Raw genomic sequence first — 16,787 nt, 5'->3', positions numbered from 1 at the left:
TCGGTTGCAGTGCGCGGCGACCGTGGTCTTCCGCGCGGGGTTTGATTAGGCCTGATCCATTACGGCATGACCACGCCGCGGCACGAGCACCGTTCGGTCGTAAACGCACACCACGTCGCCGTCCTGGTTGCGGCCGGTGGTGCGCACGGTAACGATTCCAGCGTTCGGGCGTGTTTTCGAAGGCCGTTTGCTCAATACCTCGGATGATCCATACAGAGTGTCGCCGATAAACAGCGGATGGGGCAGCTTGATGTCGGTCCAGCCCAGGTTGGCGATAGCTTTCTCGCTGACGTCGGAAACGCTCATTCCCACCAGCACCGACAACGTGAGCGTGCTCACGATCAGCCGCCGCCCGAACTCGGTCTTGCGGCCGTATTCCTTGTCGAAGTGCAGAGGGTGCGTGTTCATGGTCAGCAGGGTGAACCACGTGTTATCGGACTCCGTCAGCGTGCGGCCCGGCCAATGCTCGTAGATGTCGCCCTCTCGAAATTCCTCGTAGTAGCGCCCTCCGGGGCGCCGCACGATGCGGCCGTCTGCCAAGCTAGTGTCCGCCACGCGGCAGCTCAGAGGTCCTGGCAGTGGATAAACACGGGGTCGGCGGCGAATTGCCTAAACTCGCTGGCCAGCTCGCCCACGACCGCCGAATGCAGGTCTTCGCCGAATTGCTCCATGCTGTTCAGGTCGATCACCTCCACATATTGGTAGGGGGGATCGTCCGTGCCGCCCAGCAAGCCAACCGAGCGCAATACACGAAAGCGGTCCACGGAAGGCAGGCGGTTGACCTCCACCATGTCGCGGCTGCGCGCCCAAGCCTGGTATTCCTCCGGATCGGCGCCCTTCTTGAGATTGAACAGCACGATGACGCAATCCATATCAGTTCTCCTGTTCGCTGCTTCCCGGCAAGGAAGCCGAATCTTCGTCCACGGCTTCGGGTTCTCCTTCCAGGTCGATCACGAGCTCCTCGACGGCTTCCGCGTCGGCATCCTCCGGAAGCGCAGGCGCCGGAATGGTTTGGCCGAAATGGGCCCGCACCGTGGTCTGCAAAGTCTCGTCGAGGCGATAGACGCCCACGATCATCTGCGGGAAGCGCGAAGCTCCTCCGTTTCGGGTCACCAGGCGTTCTCCGGCGTTGCCGCAAATCCGCCCGCTTGTGCTCAGGAACTCGATGCCGTAGGCGTAGCGCAGATCCAGCGAAGGCGGCGCGATTTCCACGTGATAGACCCGCCTGCGGCCATCGAAGACCAGCAGATTGCTGTCGTTGAGCACTTCGAAGTTATCGACGCGCTGCGAATAGAAGCAATCGGCGTTAGCCGAGCTGTGCGGGAAACGGGCCATCTGAGGCCGCGTGGTGGCCACCGACCTATCGCCGTCCACCGCGGTGCAGCCGAACAGCAACAGCGCTAGAAGCGGCCCTAATGCAGAACGCGCGCGCATCAGGCTGAGCCTCCCGGTTCGGGCCCGCGGGCCACGGGCCGGCTGTCGGACTGCGACCATTCGCTCCAGGAGCCCGGATACAGCGCCGCCCCCGACAGGCCCGCCAGTTCCATGGCGAACAGGTTGTGGCAGGCGGTCACTCCCGATCCGCACATCACGCAGCTCTCGGCGGGATCGGCTCCGTCAAGCAACTCAAGGTAGCGCTCGCGCAATTTTTCCGCAGAAAGAAAGCGTCCGTCGGCGCCCAGGTTGTCGCGAAAGAAGGCGTTAACTGCGCCCGGAACGTGGCCCGCCTGGCTATCCATAGGCTCCGCAAGCCCCTGATAGCGGGCCGAATCCCTGGCGTCGAGTATCCGCATCTTGCCGCTGCGCGAGGCATCCGCCACCTCAGTGACGCCAGTCACCGGCCGGCGCGGCTCTCGTGCCGGATATTCGGTAGGCTCGATCACGGGTGGAGTGCGTTCCAGCGGCCGGTTCTCTGCTTCCCAGGCCTGCATGCCCCCATCAAGCAATCCGGCGCGTTCGTGGCCGATCCAGTTGAGCATCCACCAGAGCCTGCCCGCAATGGCGCCGCCCATGTTGTCGTATGCGACCACCAAGGTATCCGGCCTAATGCCCCAGCCGCTCAACGTGGCGGCAAAATCGGCGGGCGCCGGCAAGGGGTGACGGCCTCCGCCCTCTACCGCGGGGCCGGCCAGGTCCTGATCGAGATCGGCGTAGGCCGCGCCCGGGATATGGCTCTCGGCCCACAACGCGCGGCCGCCGGCAGGATTCATCAGGTCGAAGCGGCAGTCCACCGCCCTGGCCTCGCCCGCCTTTAGGGCCGACTCGAGTTCGCCCGGTGTGATCAGCAATGCCGCCATATTCAGGACGCCTCCAAAGCGGTCTTGAGTTCCGGAACAAGAGCAAACAGATCGCCTACCAGCCCGATATCGGCGATCTCGAAGATCGGCGCTTCCGGGTCCTTGTTGATCGCCACGATCACGCCGGCGTCCTTGATCCCGGTTAGGTGCTGTATGGCGCCTGAAATGCCGATCGCGAAATACAGTTCCGGGGCGATGATCTTGCCGGTTTGTCCCACTTGCATGTCGTTGGGCACGTAGCCCGCGTCCACCGCGGCCCGCGATGCGCCCACGGCGGCGCCCAGACTGTCGGCCAGCTCGTAGAGCAAGGAGAAGTTCTCGCCGCTGCCCAGGGCTCGGCCGCCCGATACCACCACGTTGGCGCTTTGCAGGTCGGGCCGCTCGGATTCCGTAGCCCGCAGTTCCAGCCACTTCGTATGCGCAGGCAGTTCCACATCAAGCGTGACCTGTTCGATGGCGGCCTCGCCGCCCTCGGATGCCGCCTGCCAGGATGCCAGACGCGCCGTGCCCACGACGACATGCTCCGCCGGGGCTTCCACCGTGAGTACGGCGTTGCCGGCATAGATCGGCCGCTTGAAGCGGTGCGCGCCCTCCACGCTCATGATGTCGCTAACCTGAGGAACGCCCAGCAAGGCGGCGACCCGTGGCATCAGGTCCTTGCCGAAGGTGGTGGAAGGTCCCAGCACATGGCTGTAACCGCTGCTTGCCAAGGCCGCGAGCTGTGGCGCTTGCACTGCTGCCAGCGGTTTGGCGTTCTCGGTTCGCTCCAGGCACAGAACCCGCGTCACGCCGGCGATTCCGGCCGCCTGCTGCGCGATCGCGGCGCATTCTTCACCCAGAATCGCCACATCCAGAGCTTCGGGCTCTAGCGCCAGACCGCAACTTACGACGCGCGCCACGCCCGAGTGCAACATGCCGCTGTCGTGCTCGGCGACCACTAGTGCCTTGCTCATGCGCCGTACCCTCAGCTCACCAGGCCGCGTTCCCGCAGCATGGTCACGAGCGCCGCCGGGTTCTCCACCATCACTCCCTTCTGCCGCTGCGCGGGAGGCTCGTAGGCCAGCGGTCTAAGCTCTGGAACCGGCGCCAGCCCAAGGTCCGCGGCATCCAGCGTTTCCAGGGGCTTGCGGCGGGCCTTCATAATGTCGGGCAACTTGATATAGCGCGGTTCGTTGAGTCGCAAATCGGTGGTGATCACGGCCGGCAGCTCCACTTCGATGCGCTCCAGACCGGCGTCCACTTCGCGGGTGATTTGCGCCGCGCCGCCGTCAAGCTGAATCTCGGAGGCGAAAGTGGCCTGCGGACGGCCCCAGAGCGTGGCCAGCATCTGTCCGGTCTGGTTGCAATCGTCGTCGATGGCCTGCTTGCCCATGATCACGATGTCCGGTTCCTCTCTGCGGATTAATTCCAGCAGCATACCGGCGGCGGCGAGCGGTTCCACTGCAGCCTCGCATTTCACGAGAACGGCCCGATCCGCGCCCATCGCCAAGCCGGTGCGAAGTTGTTGCTGGCACTCGTCGCCGCCAATCGTGACGGCGACCACCTCGCTTGCTTCGCCCCGCTCGCGCATGCGCAGCGCTTCCTCCAAAGCGATCTCGTCGAACGGGTTGATGCTCATCTTCAGACCCTCGATGGCCATACCGCTGCCATCCGGCCTGACGCGCACACGGACGTTGTAGTCCACAACGCGCTTGAGCGTAACCATTATCTTGCGCATCTTTTTTCGGGATTTCTCCGCGCGGAACAGGAAGAGGCAAATTCTAACCCGTTCGCGGCCGCCCGCCGCCCGGTTGTGCAGCCCGCCCAATGCGCAAGCGCTGATGCGGCCGAAAGTGTGCTGGGCATGCTCTGCATTGGCCGACGGGGGGCGGGCTTGTGCGTCACTGCGCGGAGGCGGTTAGACTATGCGCCGAACTTCTGGAGGGGAACCACATGTACGGAGCGGAAGGCGATCTCGGCCACACCATCTGGCTCATTCTTCACCTGGTGCTGTTCGCTTACTGGCTGGGCGGCGACATCGGCGTTTTCTATTCCACCCGCATGGTGCTTAACCGTTCGTTCAGCGCCCCGCAGCGATTCATGGCATCGCGCATCATGCTGTGGATCGACCTGCTGCCGCGCTTATGCCTGAGCATGATGCTCACCGTGGGCGGCATATTGTCCGAATACGTCGGCGTGTCGCATCCGCCCTGGCAAATGGCCGCGATCGTACTGCTGGGGCCGGTCTGGTTCACCGTGCTGCTGATCATGCACTTCAAGCACAACGCGAGCTTCATGCCCACGCTGACCAAGCTGGATCTCTGGTTCCGCTGGTTTTTGATCGCCGCGATTGTCGCTTCCGTCTTCTATTCGGTCTCCACCGGGCGGCTGGACAACGCGATCTGGATTGCACCCAAGCTGATCGTTTTCGCGATCATGGTGCTTTGCGGGGTGATGATTCGGATATACATCCCCGGCTTCATCGCCGGCGTCAGAGCGCTCAGTCAAGGTTCGATCACCGAGGAGCAGGACGACGCCATGAAGCGCAGCATCTCGCGCGTGCGCCCATGGGTTTTTACGATCTGGGCCGGCTTGTTGGTCGAAGCTTTCCTGGGCATCTTCAAGCCGGGTGCGCCGGCGGCGGAAACCGTGGGCACTCTGCTGCCCGCTATTCAGGGCTTTGCCGCTCCGTTGTTCGGTTAGGGTATGCAATAGGCCCTGACCCGAGGGCTTAGCGCCATGCCGCAGCCACAACTGCCACGCATCGCTCCTGAGCAGATGCCGCAGCGCATCCGCGAGGGATGGGAGCGCTCCATGGCACTGCGCGGCGACGCCACCTGGTTCGAGGTGATGGCTAACGCGCCGGAGCTCTATGACTGGTACGGCGAGTTCTATGCCCGACTGTTCCATGGCGGGCGCGTGGAGCGGGTCATCAAGGAATTGGCCCGTCTGCGCCTTTCCACCACCCATGGCTGCCGCTTCTGCAACCAGGGCAACCGGCCCGACGCACTGCAAGCCGGCGTGACACAGGAACAGATCGACCAGCTCGACAACTACGAAAACGGTCCGTTCTCGGCCCGCGAACGGGCCGCCCTGGCGCTGGCCGACCAGATGGTGCTCACCAATCCTTCCGGCGCGCTGGACGGCGCTCTGCACGACCGGCTGAAAGCCCATTTCAGCCCCGCGGAGATCATGGAGCTGGGCATGGTGATGGCGGTGCTGACCGGTATGGCCAAGCTGCTTTTCACCTTCGACCTGGTGGAAAAGGAGGCAAACTGCCCATTCCCCGCAAAGGCAAACGCCTGACGCTGGGAAAAAGTCCAGCGCCCGCACCGGATGTAAAAGGCCTTTACGTCGCTTAAGAGGGCCTATCTTCGCAGCTTAGAAGCTGGAGTCGGGTTCCTTCAGAAACTCCAGTTCTTCCGGGGTGGATTCGCGGCCCAACGCCTTGTTGCGATGCGGGAAGCGGCCGAAGCGCTCGATAATTACGAGGTGCTTGCGGGCCCATTCGACATCTTCGCTGCTGGGATCGATGCGTTCGGACATCAACTTCAGACACCGGCGCTGATCGGCCAGGTTTTCGCTGTGTTCGAAAGGCAGGTAGAGAAACTTGCGCATCGTGTCGTTCATGCCCGCTTCGAGGTCCAGCTCGCGTTGCACCGCCTGACGCGCGATTACGAGAGCCTTGGCGTCCGTGGCGAAGGCGCGCGCCTGGCCCCGAAACAGATTGCGGGGAAACTGGTCGAGCAGCAGGCATAGAGCGACGCAGCCGGCGCCCGTGGCTTGCCAGTGGTCATACGTGCCGCGGGCCGCTGCCTCGTAGTCGGCCCCGAAGCGCGTGCGGATAGTTTGGTCGAATTCGTCGTCTTTCGCGAACCACAAATCCGGACCGGCCTCGTCGAACCAGAATTCGAGCAGTTCCCGCTGCAGGCCCTCCGGCCTCAAGCGAATCGCACCAGCGCCTTGCCCACATTCTGTCCGCGCATCAGCCGGCAGAACGCTGCGGGTGCGTTTTCGATACCGTCGGCCACGTCCTCTCGGAACCGGATCCGACCTTCCTTGAGCCAGCGGGTGCTGGCCTTGAGGAAATCTTCCCGCTTGTCGTCGTGGTCATAGACCACCAGACCGCGAACCGTAGCGCGGGCCGTTACCACGGGAATCAGGCTCGGCCCCGGCAGCGGCGGTCCCGTGTTGTTATAACCGCTCATCATGCCGCACAGTACTACGCGAGCACCCAGCGCAAGCTGCGCGAGTGCGACCTCGAGTACCTCGCCGCCTACATTGTCGAAATACACGTCAACGCCGTCGGGACAGGCCTCCTTCAGATTGGCGGCCAGGTCGCCTGACTTGTAATCGATGCAGGCGTCGAATCCGAACTCGTCCGTAACAATCCCGCATTTCTCGGGGCCGCCGGCGATACCGACCGCCCGGCAACCTGCAATGCGCGCCAACTGGCCCACCATGCAACCCACCGGCCCGCAGGCCGCCGATACCAGCACGGTTTCGCCCGGCATCGGTTCGCCCAGGTGCAAGAGACCGGCCCAAGCCGTGAGCCCCGGCATACCCAGCACACCTACCGCGGCGCTGATCGGAGCGTCTTCGGGATCGACCTTGCGCAGTTCCACCGCGCCCCGGCTTAGCCCATACTCCTGCCAGCCATTAGCGCACAGGGCGATGTCGCCGGGGGCGTAGTCCGGGTGCCGGGATTCCACCACTTCGGCCACCGTGCGCCCGGGCATGATGTCGCCCGGCCCCATCTTCTCCACATACAGGTGGCGCCCGGAAATGACGCCTCTCAAGTAGGGATCGAGTGACAGATAAAGGGTGCGCGAGAGAAACTCGCCATCCTTCGGACGCTCGACAGGCGCCTCACCGAGCTCGAAATCGCTGGTTTCCGGAACGCCTTGCGGAAAGCGGCGCAAGCGTACGCACCGCTGGCTGGAGGGAAGGCTCAAAGTTGTTCGAGTGCCGCTTCCGCCGACGAGCAGCTCAAGCCACCGCCTTCTTCCACGTTCAATTCCGTAACGACCCCGTCATCGACCACGATCGAGAAGCGCTGGCCTCTCATGCCCATGCCGAACCCGCTAGCGTCGAGTTCCAGGCCCAAAGCGCGCGTGTAATCGCCGTTGCCGTCGGCCAGCATAAGCACGGTATCGCCGGCGCCGGCAGAACGCCCCCAGGCATCCATCACAAACACATCGTTCACCGCCATGCAGGCGACTTGATCGACGCCCTTGGCCTGCAGGGCCTGGGCATTGTTCACGTAGCCCGGAAGATGCTCGTTCGAGCAAGTGGGCGTGAACGCGCCGGGCACCGAAAACAGCACGACTTTCTTGCCGGAAAACAACTCGCCGGTAGTCATACGCCCCGGCCCGCTATCGGTCATGACGCCAAAGTCGCCTTCGGGCATCGCCTGTCCTTTCTCAATGCTCATCTGTGTTCTCCCGGAGTTTCACAAGGGCCGCCATTGTAAGTCACGCCCGCCCGCCGTGTGCAAGCCGCAATGCCCTATTTCGGGGCCAGGCGGGCTTTGGCAACGGCATACAATCGCGGGATGCGGATGCAGCCGGAAGAGTTTCGACGCGCGCGGCGCAAGGCAGTCACGCTTATGGGCATGTCCGGGGTGGGCAAGACGGTGCTCGCCAACCGCTTGCCCGCTACGCGCTGGTTCATCTATTCCGGCGACTACCGGATCGGCACGCAGTATCTGCGCGAGCCGATACTCGACAACATCAAGCTGCGCGCCATGGAAGTGCCGTTTCTGCGCGACCTGCTGCGCAGCGACTCGATCTATATCGAGAGCAACATTTCGGTACACAACCTGCAGCCCGTTTCCACCTTTCTGGGGCAGCTCGGCGATCCGGAACGCGGGGGGCTGCCGCAAGCTGAATTCCTGCGCCGGCAGGGACTTTTCCGCGACGCGGAAGCCCGCGCCATGCAGGATGTTTCGGCATTCATCGACAAAGCCGAGCGCATCTACGGCTACCGCCATTTCGTCAACGATGCCGGCGGCAGCATATGCGAGCTCGCAGAGAATGAAGGCATCCGCACGCTGGTGGACCACACCGTGATCCTGTACCTGGAAACATCACCGGAAGACGAGGAGCAATTGGTTGAGCGCGCGCGGGCCAACCCAAAGCCGATGTACTACTCGCCGAACTTCCTGCAGCGCTATCTGCCTGATTTCCTTCGCGAGCGCCAGCTTGATGATGTTGCGAAGGCGCCGCCGGAGGATTTTGCGCGCTGGGCGTTTCCGCGGCTGGTTGCGCACCGGCGGCCGCTGTACGCCAAGCTGGCCGCGGATCATGGCTATTCGGTGCCGGCGCGCATCGCCCAGCAGGTGCAAAGCGAAGCAGAGTTCGTGGACATGGTGGCCGACGCAATCAGGGCCGGCGGCTGAATTCCACCGTTTCTGTCAACTCTGGCCGCCACGCCCGCGCGGCCAGCCCGCTTCAATCGGGCTGCGTTACGCGAAGTTGCAGGTAGAAGTTGCGTCCGTACTCGATACCTTGGTGGGCATCGGCGAAAAAGCCGAAGTAGCGATCAGCAAGAGGCGCCCGCTTGTCGAACAGGTTGTTGACGCCCAGGCGCAGCCGCCAGTCGCGATCCGTCATTTCCCAGCGGTAGTCGATTGTGCCGTTCCAGGTGGTTACCGAGGGTATCCAGTAGCGGGTACCGTCGTCCAGCGTCAGCGAGTCCTGGTAGAAATCTCCCAGATAGCGCGCGGACAGGCCGATTCTGAGCGGGTCACGACGCCAGGAGAGAAACAGCGTCTGCCGAATTTTCTGGTTGCCGTCCTTCTGCAGCAGGTCGGCGAATCCGGCCACCGGAATGCTGGCCGGCAAGGTGCCGGCATCCTTGGCTGCTACCAGTTCAGCCGCCTGCCCACCGGGAACCTGTTCGTAATCGGTCAGGAACGAAGCGAGATAGGTGAATCGGAACTCACCGGCCGGCGTATCCAGCGCATAGCGCAAACTGGCGTCCCAGCCGTTGAGTGTTCGCGTATCGAGGTTGACGTAGTTGTCGTCGATATAGCGAATCAATCCCGCAGGGCAGATTCCCGCCGCCGCGTAGATTGCCGCCTCGTCATCGCCGACTTCCGCTTCGCGCACCACCGCCGAGTTGGCGTCGAGGCTGCCGCAATTATCTGCGCCATGCTGCAAGCGGGCCAGAAGGTCCAGCACCGTGTGGTTTTCTTCACCCAACAGACCGATAGTGTCTTCTTTTTTGATCGACCACCAATCCAGCGTCAAGGTGAGCGTATCCAGCGGCTGAAACACCAGTCCGAACGAATAGTTGTCGGAGCGCTCCGGTTCGAGCAACTTGCTGCCCTGTGCGATGCGTTGGGTGCTGTTGCGGCAATCGAGCGTGTCCTGGTCCGGATCGCCCCCGTTTGCCGCGGCATATGCGCAAGTGAAATCGGTGCGCGTGTTCTGGCGCGCGACGATTACTTCGTTGATCGTGATCAGGTTGGGCGCGCGAAATGCCTCCGACCAGGATCCTCGCAGCAGCAATGAGGAGGCAGCTTGCCAGCCCACGGCCACCTTGGGCACCACCGTGCTGCCCACATCCGAGAAGTTTTCGTAGCGCGCCGCCAATTGCACGTCGATGCTGTTCAGGAGTGGAAACTGGAGTTCCGTAAACAGCGAGGCAACATTGCGGCTGCCCCTGTTGTCGGGGGTGGGGCTGGAATTCACGACATCGGAAACATAGGGGAAGGTGTCGCCCTGGAAATCCGTAAACACGATCGTCCCGTCCAGCCGCGGGTCGCGGTCGTCTTCGAAGGTCTCGCGCCGGAATTCCACGCCTGCCACGCCGCCGGCCGGCCCCCACGGAAGATCAAGCAACTCGGCCGTCGATACCTGAAAATCGGCCATGGCGAGTGTTGTTTCGCTATTCCGGTACACATCCACCAGGGCACGCTCGATATTGCTGTCCACACCGCCGCTGAACGGGTTGTAGGCGGCGGGGGTCGGATCCGCAAGCGCTTCCACCATCAGCAGGTTCGAAACCCGGTTGCGGGTGAGATCTTCCTTCTTGGCGCGTGACCAGACGAGGGCGCTCTCCCAGTCCCATTTCCCGGCCGCGCCGCGCAGCCCCTGCAACACTCGAATTACGCTGCCGTCATTTTCGACAATGCGGGGAAATTCAGCGAAGCGGTAGTTGTCGATCTCCAGTTCCAGGCCTTCGCAGGGCACCTCGCTGGGCAGCACGGAATCCGGCAGGCGGTTAGGCGAGTCGCACGGGCCGAAAGGGTTGTAGTAGTTGTCGGCGGCGACCCGCAGTTTCACCGTGCTGAACGGCGCCGAAGCGTGCCGGTAGAGATGCGTGTCCGACATGTAGTAGAGCAGTTCGGAAAAGCTCTCCATGCCGTTCTCGAAAGTGTGGTTGACGAACAGGAACGCGGTGCCCCGCTTGAGGTCCGACGAAAGGTCGCGCGTTTCATTGAGGTTGCGCCGGTAAGTGCCCTGGCTGTCGATGCCACCGCAAGTGCCGTAGCCGAGGTCCCATTGGCAGCGTGGGTCCCCCGCCGGATAGGTCTCGAACTCCCCGCTGGAGTCGGTGAGGACGTTGCGCAGGCCCGTGCTGCGGGCGCTGGCGCGCACATCGAACTGGCCGTAGAGCGAATTGGCGCTGTTGTTGCGGAAGCGCGTATCGCCTGCCCACGGGGAATCCTCCGGTATCCGCCGCCTGAAATCGGAATCGGCCCAGCGCTCGTCTTCGGAGGCGCTGATGCGGTCGCGGGCATACCAATTCGCGAGGAGGCCAACACGCGTACGGTCCGCGTTGAACGAATCGCCCCACTCCAACCCGATGCGCTGGGTGTTTCTGCCCACATTGTCGAACCAGCCTTGGCGCAGATAAACACGGGCATGGTCGATTTCGTCCCTGACCACGTAGTTGACCACGCCGGCCACGGCATCGGCGCCATACAGCGCCGAGGCGCCGTCTTTGAGTATTTCCAGGCGGTCCATGCCATAAATCGGGATCGTTTGCGTGTTGGCCGTATTGACGGGAACGAAACTTCCGCCCACCTCTTCCGTTTGGTAGCTGGCGGCGTTCACGACCCGGCGGCCGTTGAAGAGCACGAGGGTATTGCCGGTGCCGAGGTTGCGCAGGTTGAAAGCGCCGATGTCGCCGCGCGCTGAATTCACTCCGCCGCTGATGTTCTCCTCTTCGTTGAAATAGTTCTGGCCCTGTTCGGGGATGAACTGCATCAGGACATCGCCGGAATCCACGCCGGTGTTCTCGATTTCCTCCGCACCGATTACCGACACCGGCAGCGCGCCCGCGATGTTGGCGCCCTTGATGTGACTGCCGGTCACCACGATTTCCTCGATTTCCGTTTCGTCGGCGCTGTCGCCGCCGGTTTGTTGCGCGAGCGCCGCACCGTAGCCGCTCAAGAGCACAATCGAAGCCGTTAACAGTGGGAAAGTCTTGCGTTTGATCATGTTGCCTACCCCCGGAAAGGTGTTGATTCTACACTTCGACGCAAAGCCGCTATCTCAGCGCTCCGCTGGCGCCAACGCCGCAAAGGCGGTATGCAGCTCCAGCCACGCATGCAACAGCTCCTCATGGGCTGCTTCCAGCCACTCCCGGTGCTGTGTCGCGGCAGCGCGATGCTCACGGAGCATCCGCTGCACCTCTTCGGGTTGCGGGCCACCCCTGCCCTGGCGCGCTGCAAGCAGCGCAACGGGGTCCATGGCCTGCCGCAGCTTGTCCGGCGCGGTTGGCAGACGTTTTCCGATCACATCCCGGTAGGTGTCCGCGAGCTCCTCGTCGCTCAGTGCGCTGGCGCGCTTCGCCTTGGCCCGCGCGAGATCAGTAAGCGCAGAGGCGTAGCGGTGCGCGGTCCTGAAGGGAAGGCCCACTTCGCGCACCAGGACATCGGCGACTTCCGTCATGGTCGAATAACCGGAGCGTAATTCCTCCAGCGCCCGTTCGCGGTCAACGCGCAGCGATCCGATCAATTCCGCATACCGCCGGTACATGAGCTTAGCCTGATCGGCCAGGTCGGTAAACGGTTTGAGAGCGCGATAATCGTGCATCCCGGTATTGACGTTGTGCGCGAGAAGGATTTGTGTGTGCGCGCCGCCCACAACCCGGGTGGCCTGGCTGCGCACACGGTCCAGCGGGCGCGGGTTGCGCTTTTGGGGCATGATCGTGCTGATGCTCGTGGCCGATTCGTCAAGCAGAATCCAGGGCCGCGGGTTGTGATACTGGGTGTGAAGATTTTCGGCCAGTTGCCCGATCGAGGTGGCCGAAAGGGCCAGGATCACGGCCAACTCGCGGCGCAAGTCCCCCGAGGAAACGAAATTGGCGTCGTAGCTGTTGTCCACGGGCGCCGCAAATCCCAGCAGTTGCGCCAGCCGTTCCCGATTGACTGCAAACCCGGAAGTGCCGAGCGCGGCCGCGCCTAGCGGGCTCGCGTTCATGCGCGCATAGCCTTGCCTGAAACGGTCGCCGTCGCGTTCAAGCTGACCGGAGAAAGCAAGCAGGAAATGGCCCAGCGTGGTGGGCTGGGCCTGCACGCCGTGGGTATATGCCGGGATGGGGGTCATCGCTTCCTGCTCGGCCAGATCCAGCAGCGCTAAGCGCGCGGTCAAGCCGGCTTCGGCCAGCTCCAGCCAGCGGTCGCGGATCAGCATACGGCGCACTACCCCGTGCAGATCCTGCCGGGAACGGCCAAGGTGCAGATTGCTGGCCTCTTCGCCGGCCATTTCCACCAGGCGTTGCTCGAAATCCAGGTAGTTGGGAGTCCGCGGTGCACCAGCGGCCTGTTGCTCGATTTCCAGCCGCGCTATCGCTACGGCGATGTTTTCCGCGTTCTGGCGGCTGACAAGTTCCTGCTCGGCCAGCATCACCAAAGATGCCTTGTTTGCCTGCACGAGGTAGCAGAAGAAATCCGGGCACCAGGCGCCACGACGTCGGGCCAGGGCGCCCTCTCCTCCGCCCAGCACGGAAATCAAGGCGTCTGCCAGGGCGCGGCCCGTAGCTTCGATTTCGGCGCGGTTCGTTTCGTCTCCCGTTTCCACCGTGATGGCGGGAACTCCGAAACGCTGGTAGAACCAGTTCTTGGCGATTTCGCCGTTTCCCGATGCTCTGGGCGCGATTTCGAATTCGTATGCGTCGCCGCTGGAACGGGCCAGCCGCAGCCATCGGGAATTGAAAGCAGGCGGCAGGGTGGTCTCTTTCAGCGTCGGAACGTAGAACACGTTTTTCCAAGTGGAATGAAAGTCCAGCATCAAGGCCAGTTGGCCCCCATCATCCTCCAGCCGATCCACCAAATCCTTGACAGCGCGAGTTTCCGCTTGCTCGAACCGCCCCCAATCCCGGTTCAGGTCGGCGCCCCTGCTGTTGTGTCGCCAGTGCCCGCCGGCCACGCCGTCCGGATTGAGATTGGGGATCAGGATCACGTTGTGCCGCGCAAAGAATCGGCAAGTCGGGCTTTGCGCGTCGATGCAGGCCTCTTCGCGCGCGCCTAGCAGGGATTCGGCGAAGGCCAGGAACATCCATGCTCCGGGCACCTCGGGCGGATGCTGGCGTCCTATCAAGAGCAAGTGCTGCGCTGCATCCGGTGCTGTCTGAGCCAGGAAAAGTGGACGCTGCTGTTCTGAATAGCCCAAGATATCCCATTCAAGGCTCCCGAAGCGCTGCGCCATAGTGCGCCGCCAGCGCGCATAGAACTCCAGGCCCACCATTTCCTGTGCCGAAACAAACAACCCCTCGGGGCCCGGCTTGAGTTCCATCGTGGCCCGGCCGTCCTCATGCGCCAGCCAGTGGCGTTTGGCCAGAGGCTCCCAGTGCAACGCATCGCTGCTGATCTTCGGCCAATAGCGGTGCCCGCTATCGCTATATCGCAAAGTAACCACAACGCTGCCGGACTCCACGACCGCTTTCGGGCGAACGTGAAAGCCATACCATGGGCTGGGATTGATCGGCGGCGCATCTTCCGGCTCTATGGTCAAGACCACGCCACGTGGCGCTGTTACCTGGCAGGCATTGGCTCGGGCGGTTTCGTATCCGGCGCGAATCTCGTAAAGGCCCGTGTCGCAGAGCACCGATCCCGACGGCAGTTCAGCTTGTATCTGCGGCAGCGTCGCTAGCGCTGTGGCGGCCACAAGTCCGCCGATGACCGCCGGCCGCATCACGGCGCGAACTTCATCTCATGGCGAGTGTTGGCAGCAATGGCTGCATCGGAAAACCACCAGTAGTTGATCTCCCCCGACAGCCACAGCGGCAACTGATCGTTCAGATGCTGATCGAACAGGCGCGCGCTGGTTCCGCCCGGGATCACGCCCAATACCTTGTCGGGGTCGCCCAGGTCGGCCAGGAACCGCGCGGAGTCGATCACCCGTGGATCGTAGTCCCCCAATCCGCGGAAGCGCGCCCGTCCCAATGTTTCTCCGGAACCGCGGCCGGGGTAGTCGCCGCCCCCAAGCAGCCGGTCCGCCAGTTGGCCCGGAACCCAGGGATTGCGGAATCGGAAGCGGCTCAGGTCGCCCCAGCGCCAGGCGCCAGGCTCAGGCCCCAGACGCGCCGTAAGCTCCAGCCAGGCGTCGCGAGCCGCCGCCCGCAGCATGTCGTCGCGGCTTTCGATTTGGTCGGTTGCCTCGTCGTCAAACCATTCCGATTCACCGGCCAGCAGCATCCTTTGCAGGCGTTCCTGCCAGTAGTAGATGTCGGCAGCATAGCGACGCGCCAATTCGTACCCCAATTCGTCGGCAAAGATGCGCAGGACAAGGCTTTGCATGATGGCCTGGAACAACGCGGGCGCGGCTAGATCGGGTTCGTCGAAATAGTCCCATTTCTCGAGGATTTCTGCGGCTTGCCGGGTTTCCGAGTCCGCCCGCAGCGCCGTAACCATTAACGGGGCGAGGTCCCGCGCCATGGGATTGAGGGTGTCGTTGATCGCTCTCCAATGATCTTCCACGGAGAGCTGAACGGCAGGATCGAACAATTCCTGCATCCGGCGGTAACGCCAGGACGATGCGGCATAGGTCGTCCACACTCCCTGGAATTGGCCAGCCACCGTGCGGTGGTTGGCGTTCCCTACCCAACCTTTGGCCGGGTTGCGCGAAGCGGGAGCCTGATCGAAGGGAATAAAGCCGCCCCACGCATCGTCGGCGCCGGTAACCGGAACCGGCAGTGCGCCATCGCCGCGCAGCCGGATAGGTGTCGGACCGGCCGTGAAATGGGCGATATTGCCCTGCACATCGGCCACCGTATAGTTGTAGGGCGCATTGATTTCGGCGATGACGCGGCCGGCTTCGCTGACGTCGGCGGCCAGCATCACGCGCTCCACCCCCACCTGCTCGCCGATGTTCTCCGCCATGCTCCAGCGCAGCGAATAAATGCGGCCATCGTCATTGCTGAGCTCGTGATCCGAAATGACCGGGCCGCGGCGGGTGTGACGGATAGTCAGTGGAATTTCACGGTAACCACTCGGGGCGCCGCGGTCGCGCACCCGGATAACTTCCGTCACCACGCGGTATGCCACCGATTCCTCGCCCTCCAGGTAATGCCCCGGGCGCGCGGGATCGTCTTGCTCGATAAACAGATCCATTACGTCGGAGTAGGCATTGGTCACGCCCCAGGCCAGCTGGTCCGAACGTCCCAGGCCAAGCCCTGGAAGACCGCCACCCGCCGCGCCTACCGCTCGCCATTCGGGCGTGATAAGCGCCACCGGATGCCAGATTCCGGGCAGCCGGCGCACATCGATGTGCGGATCGTTGGCCAGAATCGGCGCGCCTCGCGCCGAGCGAGTGCCGGACATGGCCCAGCTATTCGATCCGTCGGTGAGCTCGGGCAGTTCGGCAAATTTCGCAGGCGCGCTATCCGCGGAATTGTCCGCAAGCCGGTAATCGGAGGCCCATTCGCTGTTGTCGTCGGGGTTGACGGTAAGCATGGCTATTTCCGCTGCCTTGTCGCGCCCAAGGCGATCCACGAGGGCCTGGCTCAAAAGCTCGGTGCGCCAGTTCGAGGAGCTGTTGAAGGCCAGGAACAGGTATTGCGTGGCGAGGTCCTCCAGCGTGAATGGCGCCGGCGGTTCCGGAGCCAGCCGAACCGCCAGTGGGAATTCGTGCTGCTGCGTTGCAATATAGGCGTTGACGCCTTCGAGGTACCATTCGTGAAGCTCGCGGCTAGGGGACTGGAGTTGCTGCGCCCACAGACGGCCCATGCGGCTCAGGCCCATGACTCGGAACAGCCGATCGCTGGACACGCCCGCTTCCCCGATCTGCTCCGCCAACCTGCCGTGAATGAGCTCGCGCGTAAGCAGCATTTGCGCCAGACGGTCCTGCGTCGTTACGAAGCCTTGGATGCGAATCGCATCCGCCAGGGAATCGGCATATACGTAGGGAACTCCCTGCCGGTCGCGTTTTACGGTCGCCGCACTGTCGAGAATTCCCAGCACGCGGGCATCGCTGATATGCCTGCTCCGCTCCGGCAGATTACTGCTGCGCAGCCAGAGCAAGCCAGCTATGGATATCACTATTATAAAAGATAACA

Annotated in this window: 15 protein-coding genes; 3 read left to right on the top strand and 12 right to left on the bottom strand. The window is 63.1% G+C overall.

The genetic code is table 11. From position 1 onward, the window contains the following. Positions 1 to 45: 45 nt before the first annotated feature. The 6 genes from ACWCOO_RS05870 to ACWCOO_RS05845 are packed head-to-tail and all read right to left on the bottom strand — an operon-like array spanning position 46 to position 4,014. Entirely contained in the window at positions 46 to 555 is a 510-nt protein-coding gene (locus ACWCOO_RS05870) for a MaoC family dehydratase (protein WP_446830069.1), read from the bottom strand. Between the two features lie 8 nt (positions 556 to 563). Next, entirely contained in the window at positions 564 to 872 is a 309-nt protein-coding gene (locus ACWCOO_RS05865) for an REDY-like protein HapK (protein WP_446830068.1), read from the bottom strand. Position 873: 1 nt separating this feature from the next. Further along, positions 874 to 1,434, bottom strand: coding sequence for a DUF6491 family protein (locus ACWCOO_RS05860; protein WP_446830067.1), 561 nt, complete (start codon positions 1,432 to 1,434; stop codon positions 874 to 876). Beyond that, positions 1,434 to 2,297, bottom strand: a complete 864-nt coding sequence (locus ACWCOO_RS05855; protein WP_446830066.1) for a sulfurtransferase — start codon at positions 2,295 to 2,297, stop codon at positions 1,434 to 1,436. Before ACWCOO_RS05855 ends, ACWCOO_RS05860 begins: the two co-directional genes overlap by 1 nt. A 2-nt stretch (positions 2,298 to 2,299) precedes the next feature. Next, positions 2,300 to 3,250: an electron transfer flavoprotein subunit alpha/FixB family protein gene (locus ACWCOO_RS05850; RefSeq protein WP_446830065.1), complete on the bottom strand. Its 951-nt coding sequence runs from the start codon at positions 3,248 to 3,250 to the stop codon at positions 2,300 to 2,302. Between the two features lie 11 nt (positions 3,251 to 3,261). After that, the gene (locus ACWCOO_RS05845; RefSeq protein ID WP_446830064.1) at positions 3,262 to 4,014 is read right to left on the bottom strand and encodes an electron transfer flavoprotein subunit beta/FixA family protein; all 753 of its coding nucleotides are present in this window, start codon (positions 4,012 to 4,014) and stop codon (positions 3,262 to 3,264) included. Between the two features lie 215 nt (positions 4,015 to 4,229). Between ACWCOO_RS05845 and ACWCOO_RS05840 the strand changes: the two genes are divergently transcribed. Both ACWCOO_RS05840 and ACWCOO_RS05835 read left to right on the top strand, forming a co-directional pair. Next, the gene (locus ACWCOO_RS05840; protein ID WP_446830063.1) at positions 4,230 to 4,979 is read left to right on the top strand and encodes a hypothetical protein; all 750 of its coding nucleotides are present in this window, start codon (positions 4,230 to 4,232) and stop codon (positions 4,977 to 4,979) included. A 36-nt stretch (positions 4,980 to 5,015) separates the two neighbouring features. Further along, complete coding sequence (locus ACWCOO_RS05835) at positions 5,016 to 5,582, top strand: carboxymuconolactone decarboxylase family protein (RefSeq protein ID WP_446830062.1); 567 nt, start codon at positions 5,016 to 5,018, stop codon at positions 5,580 to 5,582. Positions 5,583 to 5,657: 75 nt separating this feature from the next. On the opposite strand, the gene ACWCOO_RS05830 is transcribed toward ACWCOO_RS05835, so the two are convergent. The 3 genes from ACWCOO_RS05830 to ACWCOO_RS05820 are packed head-to-tail and all read right to left on the bottom strand — an operon-like array spanning position 5,658 to position 7,710. Further along, positions 5,658 to 6,221 carry a DUF924 family protein gene (locus ACWCOO_RS05830; RefSeq protein WP_446830061.1) on the bottom strand — a complete coding sequence of 188 codons (564 nt, stop codon included), beginning with the start codon at positions 6,219 to 6,221 and terminating at the stop codon, positions 5,658 to 5,660. After that, positions 6,218 to 7,231, bottom strand: coding sequence for an NADP-dependent oxidoreductase (locus ACWCOO_RS05825; RefSeq protein WP_446830060.1), 1,014 nt, complete (start codon positions 7,229 to 7,231; stop codon positions 6,218 to 6,220). The genes ACWCOO_RS05830 and ACWCOO_RS05825 overlap by 4 nt, the downstream gene beginning before the upstream one ends. Further along, complete coding sequence (locus ACWCOO_RS05820) at positions 7,228 to 7,710, bottom strand: redoxin family protein (protein ID WP_446830059.1); 483 nt, start codon at positions 7,708 to 7,710, stop codon at positions 7,228 to 7,230. Before ACWCOO_RS05820 ends, ACWCOO_RS05825 begins: the two co-directional genes overlap by 4 nt. Positions 7,711 to 7,830: 120 nt before the next feature. On the opposite strand from ACWCOO_RS05820, the gene ACWCOO_RS05815 reads away from it, so the two are divergent. Continuing rightward, positions 7,831 to 8,676 (top strand): ATPase, encoded by an 846-nt coding sequence (locus ACWCOO_RS05815; protein ID WP_446830058.1) that lies wholly within the window; start codon positions 7,831 to 7,833, stop codon positions 8,674 to 8,676. Positions 8,677 to 8,728: 52 nt separating this feature from the next. Here the strand turns inward: ACWCOO_RS05815 and ACWCOO_RS05810 are convergent, their stop codons facing one another. The 3 genes from ACWCOO_RS05810 to ACWCOO_RS05800 are packed head-to-tail and all read right to left on the bottom strand — an operon-like array spanning position 8,729 to position 16,770. Then, entirely contained in the window at positions 8,729 to 11,728 is a 3,000-nt protein-coding gene (locus ACWCOO_RS05810) for a TonB-dependent receptor domain-containing protein (protein ID WP_446830057.1), read from the bottom strand. A gap of 54 nt (positions 11,729 to 11,782) precedes the next feature. Next, complete coding sequence (locus ACWCOO_RS05805) at positions 11,783 to 14,425, bottom strand: lyase family protein (RefSeq protein WP_446832007.1); 2,643 nt, start codon at positions 14,423 to 14,425, stop codon at positions 11,783 to 11,785. Next, on the bottom strand, positions 14,425 to 16,770 hold the full coding sequence (locus ACWCOO_RS05800) for a penicillin acylase family protein (RefSeq protein WP_446830056.1): 2,346 nt from the start codon (positions 16,768 to 16,770) through the stop codon (positions 14,425 to 14,427). The genes ACWCOO_RS05805 and ACWCOO_RS05800 overlap by 1 nt, the downstream gene beginning before the upstream one ends. Between the last annotated feature and the right edge of the window lie 17 nt (positions 16,771 to 16,787).

It is taken from the genome of Candidatus Foliamicus sp. (genome assembly GCF_965221325.1).
GTDB lineage: Bacteria > Pseudomonadota > Gammaproteobacteria > Steroidobacterales > Foliamicaceae > Foliamicus.
Note: the sequence above shows the minus strand (reverse complement) of the source record. Positions and strands in the feature narration are given on the sequence as shown.

Excerpts from the sequence above, each read along its gene's own strand:
- ACWCOO_RS05855 (WP_446830066.1), bottom strand. The coding sequence starts at position 2,297 with ATGGCGGCATTGCTGATCACACCGGGCGAACTCGAGTCGGCCCTAAAG.
- ACWCOO_RS05805 (WP_446832007.1), bottom strand. The coding sequence starts at position 14,425 with ATGCGGCCGGCGGTCATCGGCGGACTTGTGGCCGCCACAGCGCTAGCG.
- ACWCOO_RS05835 (WP_446830062.1), top strand. The coding sequence starts at position 5,016 with ATGCCGCAGCCACAACTGCCACGCATCGCTCCTGAGCAGATGCCGCAG.
- ACWCOO_RS05820 (WP_446830059.1), bottom strand. The coding sequence starts at position 7,710 with ATGAGCATTGAGAAAGGACAGGCGATGCCCGAAGGCGACTTTGGCGTC.
- ACWCOO_RS05865 (WP_446830068.1), bottom strand. The coding sequence starts at position 872 with ATGGATTGCGTCATCGTGCTGTTCAATCTCAAGAAGGGCGCCGATCCG.
- ACWCOO_RS05840 (WP_446830063.1), top strand. The coding sequence starts at position 4,230 with ATGTACGGAGCGGAAGGCGATCTCGGCCACACCATCTGGCTCATTCTT.
- ACWCOO_RS05810 (WP_446830057.1), bottom strand. The coding sequence starts at position 11,728 with ATGATCAAACGCAAGACTTTCCCACTGTTAACGGCTTCGATTGTGCTC.
- ACWCOO_RS05845 (WP_446830064.1), bottom strand. The coding sequence starts at position 4,014 with ATGCGCAAGATAATGGTTACGCTCAAGCGCGTTGTGGACTACAACGTC.
- ACWCOO_RS05860 (WP_446830067.1), bottom strand. The coding sequence starts at position 1,434 with ATGCGCGCGCGTTCTGCATTAGGGCCGCTTCTAGCGCTGTTGCTGTTC.
- ACWCOO_RS05850 (WP_446830065.1), bottom strand. The coding sequence starts at position 3,250 with ATGAGCAAGGCACTAGTGGTCGCCGAGCACGACAGCGGCATGTTGCAC.
- ACWCOO_RS05815 (WP_446830058.1), top strand. The coding sequence starts at position 7,831 with ATGCGGATGCAGCCGGAAGAGTTTCGACGCGCGCGGCGCAAGGCAGTC.